This window comes from Priestia sp. 53B2, from assembly GCF_056099005.1.
This window is the reverse complement of record NZ_JBLZXA010000008.1, coordinates 861,540-884,868: the sequence shown is the minus strand read 5'-3', so window position 1 is coordinate 884,868 and position 23,329 is coordinate 861,540. Positions and strand designations below refer to the sequence as shown.

General features: G+C 39.1%; 27 protein-coding genes and 1 other annotated feature. Of the genes, 25 read left to right on the top strand and 2 right to left on the bottom strand.

Annotation, left to right across the window (positions count from 1 at the left end; genetic code table 11):
• Positions 1 to 17 precede the first annotated feature (17 nt).
• The 22 genes from ACN6NE_RS07970 to pheA all read left to right on the top strand — a co-directional run bounded on the left by ACN6NE_RS07970 (position 18) and on the right by pheA (position 17,883).
• Positions 18 to 1,316, top strand: a complete 1,299-nt coding sequence (locus ACN6NE_RS07970) for a bifunctional folylpolyglutamate synthase/dihydrofolate synthase (protein ID WP_129704929.1) — start codon at positions 18 to 20, stop codon at positions 1,314 to 1,316.
• A gap of 156 nt (positions 1,317 to 1,472) precedes the next feature.
• Positions 1,473 to 2,030: a DUF420 domain-containing protein gene (locus ACN6NE_RS07965; RefSeq protein ID WP_013059351.1), complete on the top strand. Its 558-nt coding sequence runs from the start codon at positions 1,473 to 1,475 to the stop codon at positions 2,028 to 2,030.
• A 185-nt stretch (positions 2,031 to 2,215) separates the two neighbouring features.
• Complete coding sequence (locus tag ACN6NE_RS07960) at positions 2,216 to 2,410, top strand: hypothetical protein (RefSeq protein ID WP_129704927.1); 195 nt, start codon at positions 2,216 to 2,218, stop codon at positions 2,408 to 2,410.
• The gene (locus ACN6NE_RS07955) at positions 2,407 to 3,162 is read left to right on the top strand and encodes a prepilin peptidase (protein ID WP_474325067.1); all 756 of its coding nucleotides are present in this window, start codon (positions 2,407 to 2,409) and stop codon (positions 3,160 to 3,162) included. Before ACN6NE_RS07960 ends, ACN6NE_RS07955 begins: the two co-directional genes overlap by 4 nt.
• A 118-nt stretch (positions 3,163 to 3,280) precedes the next feature.
• Positions 3,281 to 4,354: an SPOR domain-containing protein gene (locus ACN6NE_RS07950; RefSeq protein WP_474325066.1), complete on the top strand. Its 1,074-nt coding sequence runs from the start codon at positions 3,281 to 3,283 to the stop codon at positions 4,352 to 4,354.
• Positions 4,355 to 4,464: 110 nt separating this feature from the next.
• Complete coding sequence (locus ACN6NE_RS07945) at positions 4,465 to 5,034, top strand: Maf family protein (protein ID WP_013059347.1); 570 nt, start codon at positions 4,465 to 4,467, stop codon at positions 5,032 to 5,034.
• A 15-nt stretch (positions 5,035 to 5,049) separates the two neighbouring features.
• On the top strand, positions 5,050 to 5,736 hold the full coding sequence (gene radC, locus ACN6NE_RS07940; RefSeq protein WP_013059346.1) for a RadC family protein: 687 nt from the start codon (positions 5,050 to 5,052) through the stop codon (positions 5,734 to 5,736).
• A gap of 229 nt (positions 5,737 to 5,965) precedes the next feature.
• A complete protein-coding gene (locus ACN6NE_RS07935; RefSeq protein ID WP_013059345.1) occupies positions 5,966 to 6,991 on the top strand; it encodes a rod shape-determining protein in 1,026 nt (341 codons plus the stop codon).
• Positions 6,992 to 7,010: 19 nt separating this feature from the next.
• Positions 7,011 to 7,892: a rod shape-determining protein MreC gene (mreC, locus tag ACN6NE_RS07930; RefSeq protein ID WP_013059344.1), complete on the top strand. Its 882-nt coding sequence runs from the start codon at positions 7,011 to 7,013 to the stop codon at positions 7,890 to 7,892.
• Complete coding sequence (gene mreD / locus ACN6NE_RS07925) at positions 7,892 to 8,410, top strand: rod shape-determining protein MreD (protein WP_129704919.1); 519 nt, start codon at positions 7,892 to 7,894, stop codon at positions 8,408 to 8,410. Before mreC ends, mreD begins: the two co-directional genes overlap by 1 nt.
• A gap of 116 nt (positions 8,411 to 8,526) precedes the next feature.
• Positions 8,527 to 9,210, top strand: a complete 684-nt coding sequence (gene minC, locus ACN6NE_RS07920; RefSeq protein WP_129704917.1) for a septum site-determining protein MinC — start codon at positions 8,527 to 8,529, stop codon at positions 9,208 to 9,210.
• A 2-nt stretch (positions 9,211 to 9,212) separates the two neighbouring features.
• A complete protein-coding gene (minD, locus tag ACN6NE_RS07915; RefSeq protein ID WP_013059341.1) occupies positions 9,213 to 10,013 on the top strand; it encodes a septum site-determining protein MinD in 801 nt (266 codons plus the stop codon).
• Positions 10,014 to 10,133: 120 nt separating this feature from the next.
• A complete protein-coding gene (locus tag ACN6NE_RS07910) occupies positions 10,134 to 10,916 on the top strand; it encodes a M23 family metallopeptidase (RefSeq protein WP_029320096.1) in 783 nt (260 codons plus the stop codon).
• The gene (locus ACN6NE_RS07905; protein ID WP_129704916.1) at positions 10,909 to 11,775 is read left to right on the top strand and encodes a M50 family metallopeptidase; all 867 of its coding nucleotides are present in this window, start codon (positions 10,909 to 10,911) and stop codon (positions 11,773 to 11,775) included. Before ACN6NE_RS07910 ends, ACN6NE_RS07905 begins: the two co-directional genes overlap by 8 nt.
• Before the next feature lie 83 nt (positions 11,776 to 11,858).
• A complete protein-coding gene (locus ACN6NE_RS07900) occupies positions 11,859 to 13,328 on the top strand; it encodes an Rne/Rng family ribonuclease (RefSeq protein WP_474325062.1) in 1,470 nt (489 codons plus the stop codon).
• A 78-nt stretch (positions 13,329 to 13,406) separates the two neighbouring features.
• Positions 13,407 to 13,478: a sequence feature (ribosomal protein L21 leader region), on the top strand.
• Positions 13,479 to 13,492: 14 nt separating this feature from the next.
• Positions 13,493 to 13,801, top strand: coding sequence for a 50S ribosomal protein L21 (gene rplU, locus ACN6NE_RS07895; protein WP_013059337.1), 309 nt, complete (start codon positions 13,493 to 13,495; stop codon positions 13,799 to 13,801).
• Between the two features lie 9 nt (positions 13,802 to 13,810).
• Complete coding sequence (locus tag ACN6NE_RS07890) at positions 13,811 to 14,143, top strand: ribosomal-processing cysteine protease Prp (protein WP_013059336.1); 333 nt, start codon at positions 13,811 to 13,813, stop codon at positions 14,141 to 14,143.
• A 16-nt stretch (positions 14,144 to 14,159) separates the two neighbouring features.
• Positions 14,160 to 14,453, top strand: coding sequence for a 50S ribosomal protein L27 (gene rpmA / locus ACN6NE_RS07885; RefSeq protein ID WP_013059335.1), 294 nt, complete (start codon positions 14,160 to 14,162; stop codon positions 14,451 to 14,453).
• A 171-nt stretch (positions 14,454 to 14,624) separates the two neighbouring features.
• Complete coding sequence (locus ACN6NE_RS07880; protein WP_474325060.1) at positions 14,625 to 15,161, top strand: Spo0B C-terminal domain-containing protein; 537 nt, start codon at positions 14,625 to 14,627, stop codon at positions 15,159 to 15,161.
• 51 nt (positions 15,162 to 15,212) lie between these two features.
• Entirely contained in the window at positions 15,213 to 16,499 is a 1,287-nt protein-coding gene (gene obgE / locus ACN6NE_RS07875) for a GTPase ObgE (protein ID WP_013059333.1), read from the top strand.
• A 33-nt stretch (positions 16,500 to 16,532) separates the two neighbouring features.
• Positions 16,533 to 16,982: an ACT domain-containing protein gene (locus tag ACN6NE_RS07870; RefSeq protein WP_013059332.1), complete on the top strand. Its 450-nt coding sequence runs from the start codon at positions 16,533 to 16,535 to the stop codon at positions 16,980 to 16,982.
• 28 nt (positions 16,983 to 17,010) lie between these two features.
• Entirely contained in the window at positions 17,011 to 17,883 is an 873-nt protein-coding gene (pheA, locus tag ACN6NE_RS07865) for a prephenate dehydratase (protein WP_474325059.1), read from the top strand.
• 29 nt (positions 17,884 to 17,912) lie between these two features.
• Here the strand turns inward: pheA and ACN6NE_RS07860 are convergent, their stop codons facing one another.
• Positions 17,913 to 18,458, bottom strand: a complete 546-nt coding sequence (locus ACN6NE_RS07860) for a transcription repressor NadR (RefSeq protein WP_129704908.1) — start codon at positions 18,456 to 18,458, stop codon at positions 17,913 to 17,915.
• Positions 18,459 to 18,473: 15 nt separating this feature from the next.
• Entirely contained in the window at positions 18,474 to 19,610 is a 1,137-nt protein-coding gene (locus tag ACN6NE_RS07855) for an IscS subfamily cysteine desulfurase (protein ID WP_129704906.1), read from the bottom strand.
• An 89-nt stretch (positions 19,611 to 19,699) separates the two neighbouring features.
• Here ACN6NE_RS07855 and nadB point away from each other — a divergent pair, with 89 nt between their 5' ends.
• The 3 genes from nadB to nadA are packed head-to-tail and all read left to right on the top strand — an operon-like array spanning position 19,700 to position 23,231.
• Positions 19,700 to 21,244 (top strand): L-aspartate oxidase, encoded by a 1,545-nt coding sequence (gene nadB / locus ACN6NE_RS07850; protein ID WP_474325057.1) that lies wholly within the window; start codon positions 19,700 to 19,702, stop codon positions 21,242 to 21,244.
• Between the two features lie 36 nt (positions 21,245 to 21,280).
• The gene (gene nadC / locus ACN6NE_RS07845; RefSeq protein WP_474325055.1) at positions 21,281 to 22,174 is read left to right on the top strand and encodes a carboxylating nicotinate-nucleotide diphosphorylase; all 894 of its coding nucleotides are present in this window, start codon (positions 21,281 to 21,283) and stop codon (positions 22,172 to 22,174) included.
• Entirely contained in the window at positions 22,131 to 23,231 is a 1,101-nt protein-coding gene (gene nadA, locus ACN6NE_RS07840; protein WP_129704900.1) for a quinolinate synthase NadA, read from the top strand. The genes nadC and nadA overlap by 44 nt, the downstream gene beginning before the upstream one ends.
• Positions 23,232 to 23,329 lie beyond the last annotated feature (98 nt).

The following is a 23,329-nucleotide window of genomic DNA, read 5'->3' as shown; positions in this document are numbered from 1 at the left end:
AGAAAGGTGAATAAAAGATGATAACGACATATGAAGAAGCGCTTGATTGGATTCATAACAGACTTCGCTTTGGAATCAAGCCGGGGTTAGAACGAATGGAATGGATGCTAGAGCAGCTTGATTTTCCGCAGCAAAATCTAAATGCTATTCATGTTGCCGGGACGAATGGTAAAGGTTCTACCGTTTCTTATTTGCGAAACATGTTAGAAGAAGCAGGGTATAAAGTTGGAACGTTTACTTCTCCATATATCGAAACATTTAATGAGCGGATTAGCGTGAATGGAGAGCCTATTTCAAATGAAGCAATGACCGCTCTTGTTCAGGAAATAAAGCCTGTTGCGGAGCGACTAGAACATACAAGCTTAGGATCAGCAACGGAATTTGAAGTGATTACAGTCATGGCTTTTCTTTATTTCGGCTATCATGAGTCAGTTGACTATGCTGTGTTTGAAACAGGTCTTGGAGGACGGTATGACTCAACAAACGTTGTGAATCCTATGGTGAGTATTATTACAAACATTGGATTTGATCACATGGCAATACTAGGTGATACGGTAGAAGAAATTGCAGCAGAAAAAGCGGGGATTATTAAAAGAGAAGTCCCTATTATTACTGGTGCAGAGCAAGTAAAGGCGCTTGATGTCATTACTGAAGAAGCACAGTCAAAGCAGGCTTCGTTATTTGTGTTAGGAAAAGATTTTGACATTAAAAACTATGAGCCCTTAGCAAATGGGGAAAGCTTTGCGTTAAACACGCCGTATGGCATATTTGAAGACTTGAAATTAAATATGCTTGGCTATCATCAAGTGAAAAATGCAGCTTTGGCTCTCATGGCCGTTTGTTATTTAAAAGAAAAGAAAAAGCTTTCTATCTCCAATGAGCAAGTGATAAAAGGGATTCAGCATACAAAGTGGAACGGCCGCTTTGAGATAGTAAATGAGCATCCTTTAACGATTATTGATGGGGCTCATAATGCAGAAGGCATTGATAGCTTGTTATCTACTTTACGCCTTCATTATGAAGATCGAAACATTCATTTAGTTTTCAGCTGCTTAAATGATAAAAGCGCTGATCGAATGGTCCAAGAACTTGAAACAATCGCTGCAAGTATTACATTTACGTCGTTTGACTTTCCTCGTGCTCGCGCAGCTCAAGAGCTTTATGAGATGAGTACTCATCATAACAAGCATATGGACGAGGAGTGGAAAAAAGCAATTGCTTACGTAAAGGAAAAGGCTACAGGTGAACAAGACATGGTCGTGATTACAGGGTCTCTGTATTTTATATCAGAAGTGCGGGCTTTTCTTCTAAAATGAGCAAAAGCAGCAAGTGAAATCTTGCTGCTTTTAACATAATGTGAGGAAAGGATACGGATAATAAGGAAGCATTAAGTTCAAAGTATTGTCACTTTAACCCCCTAGGTAAGTGATATATAATAAACATGTACATCACTAAATAAGGAGATTGTTAACATGAGTAAGAATAATGAAAAAATTGTACCGAAAAGTAATAAAAACTTTACCGGTATTATTCTTACCTTTTCAGTGATAGCGAATGTCATTATTTTACTGCTATTCTTTTCGAATATTGGCTATCAAGGAAAAGTAAGTTTTGATTTGACTATCTTTCCACGGTTAAATGCTATTTTGAATAGTTTTACGTTTATTTTTTTAGTTGCAGCGTTGATTTCAATTTTCAGGAAAAATATTAATGCTCATAAAGGTTTTATTTTAGCAGCATTCACTTCCACACTGCTCTTTTTAGTTTCATATTTAACATTCCATTACATTTCCACAGAAACAGCTACGTTTGGTGGAGAAGGAATCGTTCGTCCCATTTACTTCTTCATTTTGATCACACACAGTTTCCTAGCAGCGATTATTGTTCCGCTGGCACTGTTTGCACTTGTGTGGGGCTGGACAATGCAAGTTGAAAAACATAAAAAAATTGTGCGATGGACAATGCCAATCTGGCTTTATGTAAGTCTTACAGGTGTAATTGTCTACTTATTTATGGCTCCTTACTATTAAAAGACGTCTGCTTTTGCAGACGTTTTTTTATGCTGTTTTTGTTTTTTAATGGTATAATCCTTATTACCTATAAAGAGTGTGTTTTAAGGAAGGAGGCATACAGAATTTGACTTTTATGGGTATTATGATTCAGTTTATTATTAAAGGAGCTGTTTGATACTAATCAATAAAGGGGAGATATTGAAATGAATAAACTGTCAACGAGGAATAAAGGAATTTCTCTAATGAAAGTGATCATACTGGTTATCGTAATAGGTCTTCTAGCAGCTTTTCTCATTCCGTTTATTGGCAGCTATTTAAGGGGAAAAGATACATTCTTTCACTCAAAAGAACACCTACAATTAGTAAACAAGACGCCTGATATGGAAGAAATAGCATGAGTTTAATTTACCTCTATGCATTTGTTTCAGGTATCACGTTAGGTTCATTTTATAACGTAGCGGGCCTTAGAATTCCTCAGAAAAAATCTATTTTATCTCCAAGATCTCATTGTCCACACTGTTTATACGTTCTTTCTCCACAACAATTAATTCCGATAGTCTCCTACATTAAAAATGCAGGAAAATGTAGTATGTGTCGCAAAAAAATCTCCTTCATCTACCCATTCATAGAATTTTCGACAGGAAGTTTATTTGTATATGCTTTTTTTAGATTGAATATGACGTTAGAACTGATTGTCATATTAACCTTTGTTTCTTTTTTAACAATTATAGTTGTCTCAGATATAGCCTATATGATTGTCCCAAATAAGGTGCTGCTTTTCTTTTTGCCTATCTTTCTACTTGAGCGTTTTTTCATTCCATTAACTTCGTGGAGTGATTCCTTAATGGGAGGAGGAATAGCATTTTTTCTCCTCTTTCTAATAGCATTTCTCAGCAGAGGAGGGCTTGGAGAAGGAGATATTAAATTGTATAGTTTGATTGGTATTGTGCTTGGAGTAAAGCTTGTTTTGCTATCGCTTTTTTTAGCTATATTAATAGGCGGAACCGTTAGTATAGGAGCGTTATTAATGAAAAAGGCAAAGGTAGGTGTACCAATTCCTTTCGTTCCATTTATTTTTATAGGCACAATCGCTGCTTATTTTCATGGAAGCGAATTGATAGATTGGTATGTTAGCAACTATTTTTATTGAGCTTCAAGTCTTCGACAAATTTAAAATTTCTGTAACTAAATAGCGAAAACCTTTTGTAACAAGACGACAAATGTCTTGTTATTTTTTTTTTCTTCTATGATAGCATGGAAAAAAGTGTATGTTTTATGTCGGTTTACCTCAGCTTGCAACCGGTATTAAGACTACGTTAACTAAAGGCGGTGGGGCAGTGGACAAGCAGGAACGAAAAATTTCAATTAAAATCAACGGTCAATCCAAGGAAGAACAGGCGCCAGAAAAAGACGAATTTACTTGGGTTCTTCCGGAACCGGCATCCACAGATTCTCATATGGAAGAAAATAAAGTGGTGTTTATTGAAGAGGTAAGAAATGAAAAAAAGAAAAAGCCGCGATTACATCCTAAAAATGTTTCGATTAAAACGGTAAACGGCGGTGTGATCAAACGAACAGCTGTGATTGTACTACTAGCAGTCGGAATAGGCATCGGCATCGGTATGGTTGGTGTGAAAATGATGACAGGAAGCGAACAGCCTGTAAGCAAAGCACAAACAAGTGAGCAAACGAAAGAAGAAAAAGCTGCTCAAACAGCGTCTACCACTGAAAGTGTTGGTAAAGCTGAAAAGAAAAGCGAACAGGAATCGAAGGGGGTATCAGCTGCTGCTTCTACTTTAGAACCTTTTTCCTTTTACATTGTACAAGCAGGTGCTTTTTCATCAAAAACTGCTGCAAATAAAGCAATGGATAAATGGAAAGAAGAGAACGAAGCAGGCGAGATCTTTTCACCTAAAACCTATTCTCTTGTCGTTGGTGCTGCCACTGGAGAAGAAAAAGCGAACGCACTTAGTAAAACGTATAAACAACAAGGTAAAGATGTATATGTAAAGTCTTATGAAATTAAGCCCACTAGCGAATTAGGGAAAAAAGATCAAACGGTTATAACAACAGCGCAGCCGTTTATGGCTAATCTCTTAGATCAATCTGTTAAAGCGATTGAAGGACAGCGGGTAGCCGATATCAAATCTCTGAAAAAAGAGCTGACAAAAGTTCAGAAAGAAGCGTCAAATGAAGACATTAAAACCATGGTGAGCACCCTTCAAAAAGCAGCTGCTTCTCTTTCTTCATATGAAGACAATAAAAGCAGTAAAGATGCTTGGCTTGCTCAGCGATACGTGTTAAAAGCTCTTCAGCAGTATGAAAGCCTTGTAACGTCTTAACAAGTGAGGCAGTGTAATGCTGCCTCACTTGTTTATTGTCATTTGGAGATGAAATTGCTAAAATAACGGTGTGTCCTTCTTTTTTAAATCAAAATGCAAAGGTGAGATGTATGAAACAAACATTAATTTTAGCCTCAGGCTCTCCTCGTCGAAAAGAATTACTTCAGCAACTTCACATTCCCTTTACCGTTCACGTTAGTACAATTGAAGAAATCGTCAATCCATCATACACTCCGTCCGAGGTAGTAATGGATTTAGCTAGGCAAAAAGCAGTGGACGTCGCTTCGCATCATAAAGAGGATATTGTCCTAGGTGCCGATACAGTTGTCGTATATGGCAATCGTATTTTAGGAAAGCCAAAAACGAAACAAGAAGCGATTGAAACACTTACGATGCTGTCAGGTCAAAAACATCAGGTATTAACTGGAGTAGCGTTCGTATCAAATGCAAAAGTTCATACGTTTTATGAACAAACAGATGTAGAGTTTTGGCCGATTGAACAAGATGAAATCGTACAGTACGTAGAGTCAGGAGAGCCTATGGATAAGGCTGGTTCTTATGGAATTCAAGGTCTCGGTGCTGCGCTAGTTAAAAAAATTGAAGGAGACTATTTCTCCGTGGTGGGCTTGCCGCTCTCCCGAACAATACGTGAGCTAAAACAATACGGTTTCGTCTACTAAAAAGGAGTGGCGAAATTGGATCAATCATTGTTAATTAAAGATTTCCCTCAAGATGAAAGACCTCGAGAGCGCCTTGTTTCAATGGGTGCTTCTAGTCTTTCTAACCACGAGCTTATTGCTATTTTGCTGCGCACTGGAACCAAAGATGAATCTGTTCTTCAGCTGTCCAATCGCATATTAACGCATTTTGAAGGTCTTCAACTTTTGCAGCATGCATCGCTTGATGAAATGATGAATATTAAAGGTATCGGACCTGCAAAAGCAATTCAAATTATAGCGGCTATTGAAATAGGTAAGAGGATTGTACAGCGGAAATCTAGTCAGCGATATACCATTCATGGCCCTGAAGACGGAGCTAATTATGTGATGGAAGAAATGCGCGTGCTGTCTCAAGAGCATTTCGTCTGTTTATACCTCAACACGAAAAATCAAGTTCTCCACAAGCAAACCATTTTTATCGGAAGCCTCAATTCATCTATTGTCCATCCAAGAGAAGTATTTAAAGAAGCCTTTCGTCGTTCAGCTGCATCCCTTATTTGTATTCATAATCATCCCTCCGGCGACCCTACTCCCAGCAGAGAAGATATAGAGGTAACGAAGCGCTTAAAAGAGTGCGGATTTATCATAGGAATTGAATTGTTAGATCATTTAATTATCGGAGATCGAAAATATATTAGTTTAAAAGAAAAAGGATACATGTAAGGCTATGCTTTTTAAAATCCTTGGGTTATAATAGTAGTCATGATTTTAAATGACAAGTTCTTTACAATCATTCGTTATTAATAGACAAAGTATGACTTTTTATCATACAATATTTGGCGTTGACATCTATGAAAAAAGTATAGAAAATAAAAAATGTTACTTATGAAATGAAGAAATTGAATTATGGAATTTTTACCTTTGCATTTTGGTAAGAGAAAGGAAGAGACACATGTTTGGAATCGGTACTAGAGACCTTGGAATAGATTTGGGTACTGCAAATACGCTCGTTTATGTAAAAGGAAAAGGAATTGTTGTGCGTGAGCCGTCTGTTGTGGCTTTGCAAACTGATACAAAACAAATCGTTGCGGTAGGTAACGATGCAAAAAATATGATTGGTCGTACACCTGGGAACGTAGTAGCCCTTCGTCCAATGAAAGATGGAGTTATTGCAGATTACGAAACAACTGCGACGATGATGAAATATTACATCAATCAAGCTCAAAAAACAAAAAGTTTGTTTGCGGGTAAGCCGTATGTAATGGTTTGTGTACCTTCTGGCATTACAGCTGTTGAGAAACGTGCCGTTATTGATGCGACTCGTCAGGCTGGCGCGCGTGATGCGTATACAATTGAAGAACCGTTTGCTGCAGCAATCGGCGCCAATTTACCGGTTTGGGAGCCAACGGGAAGTATGGTAGTAGATATTGGCGGAGGAACAACAGAAGTTGCGATTATTTCTTTAGGAGGAATCGTAACATGTCAGTCAATCCGTATCGCTGGGGACGAGATGGATGAAGCGATTATTCAATATATTCGCAAGAATTACAATTTAATGATCGGTGAGCGTACGTCAGAAGCATTAAAAGTAGAAGTCGGTTCTGCCGGAATTCCAGAAGGTATTGAAAACATGGAAATTCGCGGACGTGACTTACTAACAGGTCTACCGAAAACAATCGAAATTTCAGCAGAAGAAATTGCAGAAGCGCTAAAAGATACAGTGGCTTCTATTGTAGATTCAGTAAAAAGTACATTAGAAAAAACACCACCTGAACTTGCGGCAGATATTATGGATCGCGGTATTGTATTAACAGGCGGTGGCGCATTGCTACGTAATTTAGATAAAGTTATTAGTGAGGAAACAAATATGCCGGTTGTCATCGCAGAAGATCCGCTTGACTGTGTTGCAATTGGAACTGGTAAAGCGTTAGAACACATTGATTTATTTAAAAATCGTACAAGCGATTCATATCGCTAAATATTAAGAGGTGTAGATCGTGCCACAATTTTTCTTAAATAAACGTTTAGTTATTTTATTAGTCAGTATTATTGTATTAGTGGCATTGATTGGTTTTTCGTTAAATGGTCGTAAAAATGTAACGTGGCCTGAACAGTTTGTCAAAGATACGGTTGGTCTTGTTCAGGCTACCTTTAATGAACCCGCACAATTTGTAGCGGGTTTCTTTCAGAATGTAGGTGACTTAAAGCGTACATACGAAGAAAACGAGGTATTAAAAGCCCGTTTAGACGAACGCATGCAATTAGAAACGAAAGCCAACGCTTTGCAGCAAGAAAATAAAAAATTAAGAGCACAGCTCGACAAAAAAACGGATTTAAGTCAATACAACCCAATCGAAGCAACAGTTATTGCTCGTAATCCAGACCGTTGGCACGAGGTAATTGCCATTGATAAAGGGACGGTTCATAATGTGCAGGAAAATATGGCTGTTATGACTCCTGAAGGGCTGATTGGTAAAGTGAAGCATGCATCTAAGTTCACATCTACTGTGCAGTTAATTAGTTCATCAGATCGTACAAACCGTGTATCTGCTAAAATTCAGGCTAAAAAAGAAGTGTTTGGTTTAATTGAAGGCTATGATGATAAAGAACAGGCGCTTGTTATGCGTCGTATTCCATTTGATGCTGATATTAAAGAAAAGCAAAAAGTAGTAACGTCAGGTCTAGGACAAGAAGACGGCATTTTCCCTAGCAATCTTCCAATTGGCGTTATCACAAAAATTGAGCCTGATGAATATGGATTAACGAAAAAAGCTTATATCAAACCTGCTGCTGATTTGTATGACTTAGATAACGTAGTTGTAGCTAAAAGAAGTGCGCCCGCTGCTGAAGACGATTTAGGGGCGGAGGAGGCTAACTGATGAAGCGGTTTGTCCTTCCTATTCTCGTGCTTGTCGTTTTTATGTTTGAAAGTATCTTTGTTAATTTTGTCGCCATGGCATCACCATGGCGAGACTGGATTCTATCGCCTCACTTTGTTGTAGTGGTACTGGCTTTTATGTCAGTGTATTATCACCCAAAGCAAGCGATGCTATATGGGCTAATCCTTGGATTCATGTACGATATTGCCTTTACGGATGTCTTGGGAGTATACGCGCTTGGGTTACCGGCCGTATGCTATATCGTATCAAAACTAATGAAGATTTTTCAGCAAAATACGCTTATCGTAATCTGCATGTCGCTATTAGCTGTAGCCATTATTGAGTTTTATGTATATGGAATTAATAGCATTATTAATATATCCGATATGACCATTGGTCGCTTCTTGCAAGAGCGATTTTACGCAACCATCATTTTAAATGCCATATTTGCACTCATTTTTGCATTTCCGCTTCAAAGATGTTTTCAATATTTCGCTAAATTTATCGATGAACGCTGATCGGAACATATATTACGCTTCTCGTTCATGATAGGATAAAAATGCTGATTGAAGAAACGAAAAAAAGGAATTGAGTAAGTCTCTGTCGAAATTATATATTCGTTGAGGTGAGCGTCTTGAATAAACAAAAGCAACAAAATGTGACAATTAAAGGAACAAAAGATGGATTAACGTTGCATCTCAATGATACATGTTCATTTGCAGAGCTTTTGACGGAACTTAAGACGAAGCTTTTGACAAATAAGCATGGCGATGCCGATCAGATCGTCACAGTGTATGTCAAAATCGGAAATCGTTATTTAACTACAGAGCAGGAAACCGAATTGAAGGCGCTCATAGAAGAAAATCAGTATTTAGTAGTTAAACAAATTGATAGTAACGTTATTTTAAAGCAAGATGCAGTCCGAGTAAGAGAAGAAAGTGAATTAGTATCTGTTACAAAGGTAGTTCGTTCAGGACAGGTTCTCCATGTAGAAGGCGATTTGCTTCTAGTCGGAGACGTAAATCCCGGAGGAACCGTTGTAGCTGGAGGAAATTTATTTGTATTAGGTGCTTTAAAAGGGATTGCTCATGCAGGATATCGCGGCAATAAAAACGCCGTTATTGCTGCATCGTTAATGAAACCTTCACAGCTGCGCATTGCTGATATCATTACCCGATCAGAAGAAGAGCGCAGTGAGAAGGAAGAGAATATAATGGAATGTGCATACTTAGATGATAATGATCAAATGGTGATAGATCGCGTGCAAACTTTACCGCATCTAAGACCGAATTTGACCAGGGGAGAAAGGAGAATTTGACAGTGGGAGAGGCTATTGTTGTTACGTCTGGTAAAGGTGGAGTTGGAAAAACAACGACATCAGCCAATTTAGGTACTGCTCTAGCATTAGCTGGAAAGCGCGTGTGTCTAGTAGACACTGATATCGGCTTACGCAACTTGGATGTTGTAATGGGGCTTGAAAATCGTATTATTTATGATCTTGTAGACGTGGTAGAAGGTCGATGCCAACCGCAAAAAGCCTTGATTAAGGACAAACGTTTTGAATGTTTGTACTTACTTCCTGCTGCTCAAACGAGTGACAAAACAGCTGTTCAACCAGAACAAATGCGAGAGTTAGTTCTTCAGTTAAAGCAAGACTATGACTATGTGGTTATTGATTGCCCAGCTGGTATTGAACAAGGCTATAAGAATGCCGTAGCTGGCGCTGATAAGGCACTCGTTGTGACAACACCGGAAGTTTCAGCTGTTCGTGATGCTGACCGTATTATTGGATTATTGGAGCAAGAGGATATCGAGTCTCCAAAACTGGTTATTAACCGAATCCGTAGTCATATGATGAAAAATGGAGACATGCTGGACGTGGAAGAAATTTCTCAGCTTCTGGCTGTTGATTTAATTGGAATCGTTGCTGACGATGAAAATGTTATTCGTGCTTCTAACAACGGTGAACCAATTGTCATGGACCCATCAAGCAAAGCATCAATTGCATATCGTAATATTGCAAGACGTATTCTAGGTGAAACGGTTCCTCTTCAATCGTTAGATGAAGAAGATAAGGGAATGTTTGCACGTATTAAACGATTCTTTGGTGTTCGTTCTTAAAAAGCTTCCGATAGAGGAAGCTTTTTTTATTTGTGTGATTTTGTAGAGTCAAGCTGTCATAAGCTCCACGGACAAGTCATATAGTTGATTATACGATAAGAACAAGGAGAATGATGAATCATGAATCGACGTGCTGATGAAATCCGTAAACGAATTGCTGAGCGTAAGCGAAAACAATTAAATACAACGAAGCGTCTTCCTCAAGAACCTCTTCATACGTCCTTAATGAGTGAAGAAGAAAAATATGGATCGATGGATTATTCTGCGGTTGAATACACACCATCAGCAAAGGAATATCACCCGTTATTTCGAAAAGAACGCTTTTTATTTAAAATTTTAGCTTCAGCCTGCTTAGTGTTAATTGTAGGGATTATGTTCAAGAACGCTTCTCCTACTTTTGAACAGGCCAGAGTGGTGGTTCAACAAACAATGGATAAAGAATTTCAGTTTGCAGCTGTTTCCTCCTGGTACGAAGATAAGTTTGGGAAGCCGTTAACGCTATTGCCAAATAAAGAGTCTAGCAAAACGGAGCAAAGTGTAAGCGGAGAATATGCTACTCCAGCTTCAGGGAAAGTAACGGAAACATTTGCTCAAAGTAAGCAAGGCGTGACAGTTCAAACAGGAGTGGATTCGGTTGTAGAAGCAATGAGTGAAGGTATCGTAAGGTATGTAGGAAAACGTGATGATACTGGGAATACCGTTATTATTCAACATGCCGATGGAACCGAAACTTGGTATGGACAGCTCAAAAAAATCAATGTTAGTATGTATGATTTTGTGAATAAAGGCAAAGAAGTAGGAATTGTGGAAAACAGTAAAAAAGGCGATGCTGGAACATTCTATTTTGCTATTAAAAAAGGCGATAAGTTTGTGGATCCTAGTCAGGTGATTCAATTTGAATAGTGCTTTTTCGTTATTGATGAAAATTCACATTCATCCATTGTTTTGGGGGATTTTCGTAATTGGTATCTTAACGGCTACGGTAAAGCAGCTTTTTTTGTTATTTATTATTGTAATTATTCATGAACTGGGCCACGCCGTAGCGGCTCAGTGTTTTTCTTGGCGGATTCGCAGAATTATGCTCTTACCTTTTGGGGGAGTAGCAGAAGTAGATGAACATGGGAACCGTCCATTTCGAGAAGAGTTTATTGTGACAATAAGTGGACCTCTTCAGCATCTCTGGATGTTTGGAGCTGCTTTCTTATTAATGAAAATAAATGTGCTGTCTTTGGAAACGTATGAGCAATTTATGTTTCAATGCACGGTGCTTTTACTGTTTAACCTTTTGCCCATTTGGCCATTGGACGGAGGGAAGCTGCTTTTTTTAATTTGCAGTCGGTCTTTACCATTTTTAGAAGCGCATAAGCTTGCGCTCCGGTTATCAACGTTTTTTTTAGCTGTCGGTATTATCTACGCCGTCATTATGCATCCTTTTCAGCTGCACTTATGGATTGTTATTTCATTTTTAATTATATCCGGATATTTGGAATGGAAGAGCAGGCAATTTGTCTACATGCGCTTTTTGTTGGAGAGATATCATGGCAAAGAGCATCCAATTGGAGCTTTAAAAACGCTAAGTGTATCAACCAGTGAGACGCTCCATCAAGTCCTGCAAAAATTCCAAAGAGGTTGTAAGCATATGATTATTGCTACATCTCAAACAGGCGAGCATGTACAAATTGATGAAAATGAACTTTTACACGCTTACTTTGTAGAAAAAAGAACAAATAGCCAACTAGACGAACTTGTAACAGTTTACTGATTTCTAGTAACATAGAATAGAATGAAAAAAGTTCGGTTGGACTGACCGAACTTTTTCCTATGAATTTAGATTAAAGTGAGGCAATGTATGTGAAGGCATGTATTATTAACGCGGCTACTTCTTCAAAACGTATAGCCGTGATAAACGATAAAGCACTAGAAAAAATCTATTTACAAGAACAAAGCGAGAATCAAATTATTGGTGATATATATTGGGGTAAAGTAGTAAAAGTACTGCCGCATATGCAAGCAGCCTTTATCGATATCGGTTTATCAATGAACGGATTTATTCATCGAAATGAACTTGTATCCTATCAGCAGTCAGAGAATCCTCATAAAGATCAGCAGCCGATATCTGCTTTTATTCGTGAAGGAGAAAAAGTATTGGTTCAAGTTGTAAAAGAAGGCATTGGGACAAAAGGTCCCAAGCTGACGGGTATCATTGAATTTTCTTCTGATGAGCTTGTATATTTACCGCACGGAAACTATGTCGCTGTATCCAAAAAAATAGCTGAGCCAAAACGACAACAGTGGAAGCAGCTTGGTGAGCGATTAAAGCAAGGGATGGAAGGCTTTTTATTTCGAACAGCGATTGCAGAAAAATCAGAAGCCGCGGTCCAACATAAAATAAAAGAGCTACAGAAAAAATATGAGAGCCTTGAACGACAGACACAGGGAATGAAAGCTCCTGCCCTAGTCAGCAAAGGACAAGATTTTCTCGAAACAAGAGTGCAAGCTGCACTTCAACAAGGAATTGATGGGATAGTAGTAGATGACTTCGACCTATATCAGCATCTTCAAACTACCTACCCTAACTCGTCAATAGAGTACTATAAAGGAAATGAAAATATTTTCTCTTTTTACGATGTGGAACGGCAAATAGAGAAGCTTTTAAAGCGAATCGTGTGGCTCAAAAGCGGAGGCTATATCGTTATTGACGAAACGGAAGCGATGACGGTCGTGGACGTGAACACGGGGAAGTTTTCAGGAAAAGATAATATTCGAAAGACAATGCTTCAAACAAATATGGAAGCTGCGTATGAACTGTCCAAACAGATGCAATTACGTCACTTAGGCGGCATGATCTTAATTGATTTTATAAATATGCCTCATAAAGAAGATCGGACAGAAGTAGAAAGATACATGAAAAAGCTATGTGAACAAGATGAAGTGCGGACGAATGTAGTTGGCTTTACAGAGCTTGGCATATTGCAATTAACGCGGAAGAAAGTGCGCAATAGTATTGGATCAACATTAACTATGCCTTGTGAAGTATGTGAAGGAACCGGTAAAATGATTGATTCCAAAACGGCTGCTTTTCAAATTGAACGTGTAATTTGGGAACATCGCGGCGCGGAAGAAGAGGCTATCTGGATTGAGACGCGAAGTGATGTTATAAATGAAATGAAGGCTCAAGGATTTCTCACCGCTTTAGAGAAAATGGTAAAAAAAACCGTATATCTTACGCCAAGCGATGATTATACAAACGCATTTGTTTTGCGTCAATTGGGGTCGAATGAGCAGATCCAAAAAAGGGTCTCTGCTTCTATATAAAATTTTAGAAGAAAACATGAATTCCAATTGACACTAACCTTTGATTTGTAGTAAGATTTAATATGTTGGTTTGTAGCACCCGTGCTACAACCGCTCAGAACAGGTTTTAAGTTCACTTGAACACCTGTGATGGCGAGTCTTAGTTTTTAGAGGAGGTGCAGAGAATGTACGCAATTATTGAAACTGGTGGTAAGCAAATTAAAGTAGAGGCTGGTCAAGCAATCTACGTTGAAAAACTTGCTGGTGAACAAGGCGAAACAGTTACTTTTGACAAAGTATTATTTGTAGGTGGCGACAGCGTGAAAGTTGGTGTTCCTTTCGTAGAAGGTGCAACAGTTACGGCTAAAGTTGAAAAACAAGGTCGCGCTAAAAAGATCACTGTATTTAAATACAAAGCAAAGAAAAACTATCGTCGTAAGCAAGGTCACCGTCAACCTTACACAAAAGTTGTAATCGACGCTATCAACGCGTAATTATAACAAATGATTAAGGTGACGATTTCTCGTGATGCAAATAAGAAAGTTGACGGGTTCACGATGAGTGGACATGCTGACTTTTCCGAACACGGAAAAGATCTTGTTTGTGCGGGAGCATCTGCAGTTTCATTTGGGACAATTAATGCTATCTTTTCAATAAGTGGGGTTGAACCGCACTTAGAGCAAGGTGGAGATGGTGGGTATCTCCGTTGTGAGATCCCAAAAGATGTGGATTCGTTCACATTGGAACAGATTCAATTGCTATTAGAAGGTATGGTTGTTTCACTGAAAACGATCGAATTAGATTACAGTAATTATATAAAAATTAACGACAACTAAACAGGAGGTGGATGTCATGTTAGTAAGATTAGACCTTCAATTCTTCGCTTCTAAAAAAGGAGTAGGTAGTACTAAAAACGGTCGTGATTCAATCTCGAAACGTCTTGGTGCTAAACGTGCTGATGGCCAATTCGTATCTGGTGGTTCAATTTTATACCGTCAACGCGGTACTAAAATTTACCCAGGTGCAAACGTAGGTCGTGGTGGAGATGATACTTTATTCGCTCAAATCGACGGTATCGTTAAATTTGAACGTTTCGGTCGTGACCGTAAAAAAGTATCTGTATACCCTGTTGCTCAAGAAGCATAAGATACAAAAAGAAAACTCTAACCCAAGTAGGTTAGAGTTTTCTTTTTGTAGAATATTTCACCTATTACCCATTGGAATTTGTTATAATCGAACATATCTAAGAAGATTGATACGAGATGTTTGTCAGCGTTGTGAAATACTTATGCTCGAGTCAAAGTTAGGAGTGCTAAGATGGAAAAAGAATGGGATGTCGTAGAGGTATTAAGATACGCGCGGCATGATTGGTTAAATAAGCTGCAATTAATCAAAGGCAATCTAGCGTTGAATCGGCTTGATCGAGCGAATGAAATCATTGAAGAAATTGTAAATGAATCCAAACATGAATCCAAGTTAACAAACATCAATATGCGACTGTTTGCGGGCTTTGTTATGACCTATCATTGGAATAACCATGCTGTTCGCATAGATGTGGAAGTGCTCGGAGAATTGAAGGATTTATCACAATACGATGAGTTCGTATACAACTGGTGTTGCTATTTGACAGAAGCACTCGAAAAATATGTTGATTATCATGCAGAAAACTATTTGAGTATTTCAGTATGCATTGAAGAACAGAGAATTCGTTTCTTTTTTGACTTTAGTGGAATACTAACAGATATACAGAAGCTACAAAACAAGCTACAATGTTATGAGTGCGCTCAAGGAGTTGCATTGGTTGAACAGCATATGTCTGAAGATGAATTTAGCCTTATGCTCACATTAAGTTAACAGCGCTTTTGCTATTGCAGGAGCTAAGATATAGAACGGAGTGAAAAAGAAATGTTTGTAGATCAGGTCAAGGTATATGTAAAAGGTGGCGACGGAGGAAATGGAATGGTTGCCTTTCGTCGCGAAAAGTACGTACCAAAAGGAGGTCCTGCAGGTGGTGACGGTGGTCACGGTGCAGATGTCATCTTTGAAGTAGAAGAAGGATTACGTACGCTGATGGATTTCCGCTATAAGCGTCACTTTAAAGCAAGCCGCGGTGAACATGGAATGTCAAAAGGACAGCACGGACGTAACGCTGAGCCGATGGTTGTAAAAGTTCCACCAGGTACGGTTGTGTTAGATGAAGATACGAACGAAACGATTGCTGATTTAGTTGAGCACGGCCAGCGCGCAGTGATTGCTAAAGGTGGACGCGGAGGGCGTGGGAATACCCGTTTTGCTACACCTGCAAATCCAGCACCGGAGCTTTCAGAAAATGGAGAGCCAGGTAAAGAGAGAAATGTAATTCTTGAATTAAAAGTATTAGCGGATGTAGGATTAGTTGGTTTCCCAAGTGTTGGAAAGTCAACGTTATTATCCGTAACGTCTGCTGCAAAGCCAAAAATTGCTGAATATCATTTTACAACAATTAATCCGAATTTAGGAGTAGTTGAAACAGAAGATAATCGCAGTTTTGTGATGGCAGATTTACCAGGGCTAATCGAAGGTGCACATGAAGGTGTAGGATTAGGTCATCAGTTTTTACGTCACATTGAACGTACCCGCGTTATTGTCCATGTAATCGATATGTCAGGTTTAGAAGGCCGTGATCCATATGAAGATTACTTAACCATTAATGAAGAGCTGCGTCAATATAATATGCGTTTAACAGAACGTCCGCAAGTAGTGGTAGCAAATAAAATGGATATCCCGCAAGCTGAAGAGAATCTAGCTGCATTCAAAGAAAAAGTAGGAGACGAAGTGAAAGTCTTTCCAATTTCTGCAGCAACGCGTGATGGAATCCGCGAACTGTTATTTACAGTAGCTGATCTTGTAGAAACTACGCCGGAATTCCCAATGCAAGAAGAGGAAGATCTATCTATGCACCGCGTATTGTACAAGCATGAAAAGAAAGAAGTGGAATTTGTTATTACGCGTGATAGCGATGGCTCATACGTATTAAGCGGTGAAAAAATCGAAAAATTATTCAAGATGACTGACTTCTCACGTGAAGAATCAGTTCGTCGATTTGCGCGTCAGCTTCGAGGCATGGGCGTCGATGAAGCCCTTCGTGAACGAGGAGCAAAAGATGGCGATATTGTAAAGCTGTTTGAATATGAATTTGAATTTATTGACTAATTGTTGTTCATAGGATAAGGGGAGGGGCTTTACTTGCATAAGAGCGATAAGCAGTTTTATTTAGTTCGCGAAGATGTATTACCAGAAGCGATGAAAAAAACATTGGATGCGAAGCTGTTAATTGAACGGGGAAAAGCTGAATCGGTAGCAGATGCTGTACAAGCCGTAGACTTGAGTCGCAGTGCTTTTTATAAGTACCGCGACACGGTCTTTCCGTTTCAGACGGTTGTCAAACAGCGAATTATTTCACTATTTTTTCATATTGAAGATCGATCAGGAACTTTATCACATTTATTGAGCACCGTTGCATCATCGGGATGCAATGTGTTAACGATTCACCAAACCATCCCTTTGCAAGGGCGTGCCAACGTAACTCTTTCATTAGATACAGCAAGCATGAATGTTGAATTAAATGAAATGCTGCGTAGACTGAAAAGCTTAGAGTTTGTAGACAAAGTGGACGTGCTTGGTTCAGGGGCATAATGGTAAACAGATATAGATAAGGAGAGGCATGATTGTGGGGAAAGTAGGATATTTAGGACCAAAGGCAACATTTACACACGTAGCCGTCCAAGGCGTATTTAAACAGCACGACCATATCCCATACAAAACAATTCCAGCATGCATTGATGCAGTGTATAACGGAGAAATTGAGTATGGAATTGTACCGTTAGAAAATGCACTTGAAGGATCTGTAAATTTAACACTTGATTATCTTATTCATGAAAGTCGTCTGCCGATTGTTGGAGAAATTGTGCTTCCAATTCGTCAGCATTTAATGGTTCATCCATCTCGTGCAGAACAGTGGAAAAACATTGAAACGATTTATTCTCATCCTCATGCAATTGCGCAGTGTCATAAATTTTTACACGGAGAATGTACGTCAACTGCAGTAGAAGAGATGACATCAACGGCGTTTGCTGCTAAGTATGTAAGCGAACACCCTGAGCTTAATATTGGAGCTATTGCGAATGGATTAGCAGCCCATGAATATGGACTACATATTGCCCGCCCGAACATTCATGATTATGATCATAATACAACAAGGTTTGTTATTTTGCATAAAGATGGGGCGCAAGAGGTGCCATTTTTAGCTGGAAACGGATGCAAGACAACGTTAATGATCACACTTCCATCTGATCAGGCAGGAACGCTTCATCAAGTGCTTTCAGCTTTCTCCTGGCGTAAGCTAAATCTGTCTAAAATTGAATCCCGTCCTATGAAAACAGGGCTTGGAAACTATTTCTTTATCGTTGATATTGAACAAAAAATGGATGAAGTATTAATCCCTGGGGCTATGGCTGAACTTGAGGCACTAGGCTGTAGCGTAGAGCTTTTAGGAAGCTATTCCCATACACTACTTGAAACAGAAATCCCGCTTTAAAGCGGGATTTTTTTTGTTATAACACCTTTTTATTCATTCGAAACTAAATAGCCTTCCGCTTCAAGAGCTAAGCAGGCAGCATTCAGTTTTTCAATTGTATCTGCTTCAATCGTATGAAGGTGAATCCCATCTGTTAGCTGAGATAAATAAGTTGCGTTTGTTTCTTGAATTTTTTCTATGAACATTTCTACTTCTTTTCGGGTTTGAATCATAACGGAAGCCGTTAATTCCCCATACACAGGGTGTTCAACGGTTACATCTTTTACGAGAACGCCGTGGTCAACAAGCAGGAGAAGCTCCTTTTCAGCATCTTCTGGCGTATGCTGACAGGCAATAATTCGCTGATGCACGGTAGTTTGAGATGGGTTTTGAATATAAATATATCCTTGGCTTGTTGCGATAATGGGCTCATTTTTAGCTTTAAGCAGCGAAATATCTTGTACAATGACTTGGCGACTAACGTTTGTTCGTTTCGAAAGCTCACTGCCTGTCATTGGTTTATTCTCTGTTTTTAACCATTGTAGAATAAGTTCTCTTCTTTCTTCTCCAAGAATTTTCTTTTGAGTTCCTGGCACCTTTAATCCCTCCTTTTACACTGTCATAAATTCTTGCTGTAATAAATGAAAAACGGATATGAGTCGATCAATATGCTTAAACGTTGAATGTTGACTGAATGAAATACGGACAAAGTTCTTAGCATTCGCAGTCGATTTGCCAATCGCAAGTAGAGAAGCTAATGGTTCCTGCTGATTTACATGACAGGCACTTCCCGTAGAGATAGCAATTCCGTGACGATTACATTGTAACATAACATATTGACCCTGTATGTTTGAAAACGTCAGTCCAATAATTCCTGGAAAATGAGAGTTCCCAAGGCCTTCTACTTCTATAAAAGGAGCAAGAGGCTCTAGGTTTTCCAGTAAGTACGATTTTAAGCGCTCATAATGGCTTCGGGCGGTCTTCATTTCTGCATATGCGCATTCAGCTGCTGCAGTAAAGGCAGCAATGCCCGCTGTATTTACAGTCCCAGGGCGAAAGCCTTTTTCATGAGTTGCTTTATGGTAAATAGGCTTCCAAGAAGAACTTGAATTCATGTATACCATTCCTACACCTTTTGGTCCGTAAATTTTATGACTAGAGACTGAGATGCTATCAGCTTTCAGCTTTTTAACATCAATAGGAAGCTTACCGAAAGATTGAACACAATCACAGTGAAAGAGAATTTCTTTTTCAGATAAAAAATGGCCAATATCCTCAACGGGCTGAATTGTACCGAGCTCATGATTGATATGCTGAATGGCTACTAGCACAGTGTCAGGGCGAATAGTCTTCTTTAAGTCGTCTACAGACACAACTCCGTTTTGATCTACAGGTACGTAAGATAGGGAAAATCCTTCTTTTTCAAGCTGCTGCAACGTATGAAGAACCGAAGAATGTTCAAGCTTCGTTGTCACTACATGTTTTCTTTCGTCATTTTTTCCTTTTAAAAGAGAATGAATAGCTAAGTAATTAGCTTCTGTTCCCCCGCTTGTAAAAAAAAGATCATCCTCTCGACAATTTACTAACAGGCTTAATTTTTTTCTGCATAGCGTAAGTAAATTCTCTGCTTGTGTTCCAAGCGTGTGAAGACTGCTGGAGTTTCCATAATAGCTTGTTGCCGCTTCAGTATATACCTCAATTGCTTCTTGTCTCATTGGCGTTGTTGCTGCATAGTCCAGATAAATCATTTTCTCCCTCCGATAAAAAAACTTCTTGTCTTTCATTTAATAATATGTAAATATAGGTGTCAAGACACATGTAAATAAAGAGGTGTAAAATGTTAGAGACGGATGTTTTAATTATTGGAAGCGGAGTAGCAGCGTTTTCTGCAGCTTATGAACTGTGTCGTCATAACAGAGTTGTAATGGTAACGAAAGGGAAACTTGACCGCAATAACTCAGTTCTTGCTCAAGGCGGAGTAGCAGCTGCTATTGGAAGCAGCGATCACTGGAGTGAACATCTCTATGATACGTTGGTTGCGGGCAATAAGCATTGCAATGAACAAGCGGTACGCACTTTAGTGGAAGAAGGTGCGGCTGTAGTAAATGAATTGATTCATAAAGGAATGAAGTTTGATAAAAATCCAGATGGTACGCTGCATTTTGGAAAAGAAGGAGCCCATCGTATGAAGCGTATTCTGCATGCAGGTGGGGATGCAACAGGACAAGCGCTGTTCGCTTTTTTGAAAAAAGAAGTACTTCCATATATTACAGTGATTGAAAACGAAATGATTCAGCATTTAGTAACTGTAGATGGAACGTGCAGAGGTGCTATCGGACAAGGTGAAAACAACAAAATTACTATATATCATGCTCGTCAAACGGTTATTGCTACCGGAGGAATCGGCGCTTTGTACAAGCATACATCTAACCAGCCGCTTGCGACAGGAGATGGGCTAGCGCTAGCGTACAGGGCTGGAGCAAAATTAGCGGACTTAGAATTTGTTCAGTTTCATCCGACGCTTTTGTATCAAAAGGAAGCGAAAGGTCTAGTATCCGAAGCGGTTCGAGGTGAAGGTGGCGTACTGGTAAATGAATGGAATGAACGCATAATGGAAGGCGTTCATCCCTTTAAGGATTTAGCACCGCGAGATGTTGTAGCAAGGACAATTTTTAATGAGATGAAAAAAGGAAGATCCGTATTTTTAGACATTGAAAAAGTGGCTCATTTCCAACAAAAATTTCCTACGATTACGGCACTGTGTCGGAAGTATAAAATTCAACTGGACAAAAAACGAATACCTGTTACTCCCGGCGCACATTTTTTAATGGGTGGAATTGAAGTAGATGGTTACGGACAAACAAGTGTTGAAGGATTGTATGCCGTGGGGGAAGTTTCTTCTACAGGCGTTCATGGAGCAAATCGTCTAGCAAGCAATTCATTGTTAGAGTGTCTTGTATTTGGAAAACGGACAGGGCGTCATATTTTACATAAAGCGAGAACGGTATCTCGTTATACCCCCGTCCGTTACGTCTATAAAGATATGCCTAAAATACTGCCTGCCACAAGACAAATTCAGCATAAAATGATGGATTGTGTAGGAATCATTCGTCATGAAAACGAATTGGCTACTATTGTGCATGAATTCACAAATTATCTGGATGGAATACCTCTTGATCAAGAAGTTATATATTCGAGGGAAGCTGCGACCATCTGTAATATGCTAACTGCGGGTCTGCTTATTGCAGAGTCCTCTCTTGCAAGAAAAGAAAGTAGAGGAGGTCATTACCGAAGTGACTTTCCGCATGAAAAGCAAGAATGGGAGCATAAACGAATTATTAAGCAGTCTGCTGCTTCAACAAAACAATCATTGATTTTATAAGCAAGGAAATCTAAAAAGAAAGGTGAAGGTAGCACAATGAACACGTTAAAATTACAAAAACTATTGCAGTCTTTTTTTATAGAAGACATTGGAGATGGAGATATAACCTGTGAAGCTATTTTTTCTCCGTCTGACCAAGGGAAGGCTGTGTTCACGGCAAAGCAATCAGGTATTATCGCAGGAGTGGAATTGATTAAAGAAGGGTTTCATTTAATAGACCCTGACGTGAAAGTCAATTTCGAGAAAAAAGATGGAGATGTTCTTAAGCCTGGAGATAAAATAGCTACCGTTTCAGGACCCGTGCGATCTATTTTGACCGGTGAACGGGTAATCTTAAACTTACTTCAAAGAATGAGTGGCATTGCCACGATGACGCACAATGCCGTAGCGCTGCTTGGCAGCTCACATACGCGCATATGTGACACGCGAAAAACAACGCCTGGTATGCGAATGTTAGAGAAGTATGCCGTTCGTGCTGGAGGAGGTTATAATCATCGTTTTGGATTGTACGATGGCGTCATGTTAAAAGATAACCATATTGCACATGCAGGATCTATTCTAGACGCTGTTGTGAAAGTAAGAGAGCAGGTTGGACATATGGTTAAGGTGGAAGTAGAAATTGAAAACAAAAGTCAATTGCTAGAAGCAATAGAGGCAGGAGCAGATGTCATTATGTTCGATAACTGTTCTCCAGAAGTCATTAAAGATTGGATACCACTGGTTCCGGCTCATATTGTCACAGAAGCATCCGGTGGAATTACGCTTGGCACGCTCCATTCTTTTAGAGACAGCGGAGTGGACTATATTTCACTTGGAGCTTTAACGCATTCAGCAGGGTCTATCGATATCAGCTTGGACTTATTAACAGAAAGGGGAACAGAAAACGATGAGTTTATTACAAACGCTTCAGCAGCAAACGCTGCCCGCTAAATATACGCAGCTCACAGAAAATGAAATGAAAAGAAGAGTACTAGAAATTAAGAAAAAGCTCGGAAGCAAATTGTTTCTGCTCGGCCATCATTATCAAAAAGACGAAGTGTACGAGTTTGCAGATGCGGTAGGAGACTCCTTACAGCTGGCTCAAATAGCAGCTGAAAATAGAGAAGCTGAGCATATTGTGTTTTGCGGCGTTCACTTCATGGCAGAAACAGCTGATATTTTAACAGCTGAAAATCAAAAAGTCATTTTACCCGATATGCGAGCTGGCTGTTCAATGGCTGATATGGCTACTATTCAGCAAACAGAAAAGGCATGGCCTGTCTTACAGGATCTTTTCGGAGATACGATTATTCCGCTTACGTATGTGAACTCTACAGCTGCAATTAAATCTTTTGTAGGCGAACATGATGGTGCAACGGTAACATCTTCAAATGCAAAAAATATGGTGGAGTGGGCATTTTCTAAAAAAGAGCGCATTCTCTTTTTGCCAGATCAGCATTTAGGCAGAAACACTGCTTATGATTTAGGTGTTGGACTAGATGAAATGGCCATTTGGAATCCTATTGAAGAAATGCTTGAATATGAAGGGGATATAAACAACATCAAGGTGATTCTGTGGAAAGGTCACTGTTCTGTGCACGAAAATTTCACGGTTAAAAATATTAATTATTTACGCGAGAAGCAGCCTGAGATGAATATTATTGTTCATCCAGAGTGTTCTTATGAAGTTGTGCAAAAATCAGATTATGCAGGTTCTACAAAATATATTATTGATACAATTGAAAAAGCTCCTTCAGGCTCTAAATGGGCCATTGGCACGGAAATGAACTTAGTGAAACGGATTATCAACAGTCATCCGGATAAAGAAATTGTTTCGCTTAATCCCTATATGTGTCCTTGTTTGACGATGAACCGAATTGATTTGCCTCACTTGCTGTGGGCTTTAGAAAGCATCGAAGAAGGAACAGAAGTGAATCAAATCAAGGTGGATAAACATACAGCACAAGGGGCGATCAAAGCGCTAACGAATATGTTAGAACGAGCATAAAGATTTTTAAGACAATTAAAAAGAGAAGGTCTAAAAGAAGACTTATTGACATATTGTTTGTGTTGATAAGTCTTTTTTTCTTTATCGTAAAAACTTGA

Coding starts and splice junctions, on each gene's coding strand:
- ACN6NE_RS07970 (WP_129704929.1), top strand. CDS start 18: ATGATAACGACATATGAAGAAGCGCTTGATTGGATTCATAACAGACTT.
- ACN6NE_RS07965 (WP_013059351.1), top strand. CDS start 1,473: ATGAGTAAGAATAATGAAAAAATTGTACCGAAAAGTAATAAAAACTTT.
- ACN6NE_RS07960 (WP_129704927.1), top strand. CDS start 2,216: ATGAATAAACTGTCAACGAGGAATAAAGGAATTTCTCTAATGAAAGTG.
- ACN6NE_RS07955 (WP_474325067.1), top strand. CDS start 2,407: ATGAGTTTAATTTACCTCTATGCATTTGTTTCAGGTATCACGTTAGGT.
- ACN6NE_RS07950 (WP_474325066.1), top strand. CDS start 3,281: ATGTTTTATGTCGGTTTACCTCAGCTTGCAACCGGTATTAAGACTACG.
- ACN6NE_RS07945 (WP_013059347.1), top strand. CDS start 4,465: ATGAAACAAACATTAATTTTAGCCTCAGGCTCTCCTCGTCGAAAAGAA.
- ACN6NE_RS07935 (WP_013059345.1), top strand. CDS start 5,966: ATGTTTGGAATCGGTACTAGAGACCTTGGAATAGATTTGGGTACTGCA.
- mreD (WP_129704919.1), top strand. CDS start 7,892: ATGAAGCGGTTTGTCCTTCCTATTCTCGTGCTTGTCGTTTTTATGTTT.
- ACN6NE_RS07910 (WP_029320096.1), top strand. CDS start 10,134: ATGAATCGACGTGCTGATGAAATCCGTAAACGAATTGCTGAGCGTAAG.
- ACN6NE_RS07900 (WP_474325062.1), top strand. CDS start 11,859: ATGTATGTGAAGGCATGTATTATTAACGCGGCTACTTCTTCAAAACGT.
- rplU (WP_013059337.1), top strand. CDS start 13,493: ATGTACGCAATTATTGAAACTGGTGGTAAGCAAATTAAAGTAGAGGCT.
- ACN6NE_RS07890 (WP_013059336.1), top strand. CDS start 13,811: ATGATTAAGGTGACGATTTCTCGTGATGCAAATAAGAAAGTTGACGGG.
- rpmA (WP_013059335.1), top strand. CDS start 14,160: ATGTTAGTAAGATTAGACCTTCAATTCTTCGCTTCTAAAAAAGGAGTA.
- ACN6NE_RS07880 (WP_474325060.1), top strand. CDS start 14,625: ATGGAAAAAGAATGGGATGTCGTAGAGGTATTAAGATACGCGCGGCAT.
- obgE (WP_013059333.1), top strand. CDS start 15,213: ATGTTTGTAGATCAGGTCAAGGTATATGTAAAAGGTGGCGACGGAGGA.
- pheA (WP_474325059.1), top strand. CDS start 17,011: ATGATTGTGGGGAAAGTAGGATATTTAGGACCAAAGGCAACATTTACA.
- ACN6NE_RS07855 (WP_129704906.1), bottom strand. CDS start 19,610: ATGATTTATCTGGACTATGCAGCAACAACGCCAATGAGACAAGAAGCA.
- nadB (WP_474325057.1), top strand. CDS start 19,700: ATGTTAGAGACGGATGTTTTAATTATTGGAAGCGGAGTAGCAGCGTTT.
- nadC (WP_474325055.1), top strand. CDS start 21,281: ATGAACACGTTAAAATTACAAAAACTATTGCAGTCTTTTTTTATAGAA.
- nadA (WP_129704900.1), top strand. CDS start 22,131: ATGAGTTTATTACAAACGCTTCAGCAGCAAACGCTGCCCGCTAAATAT.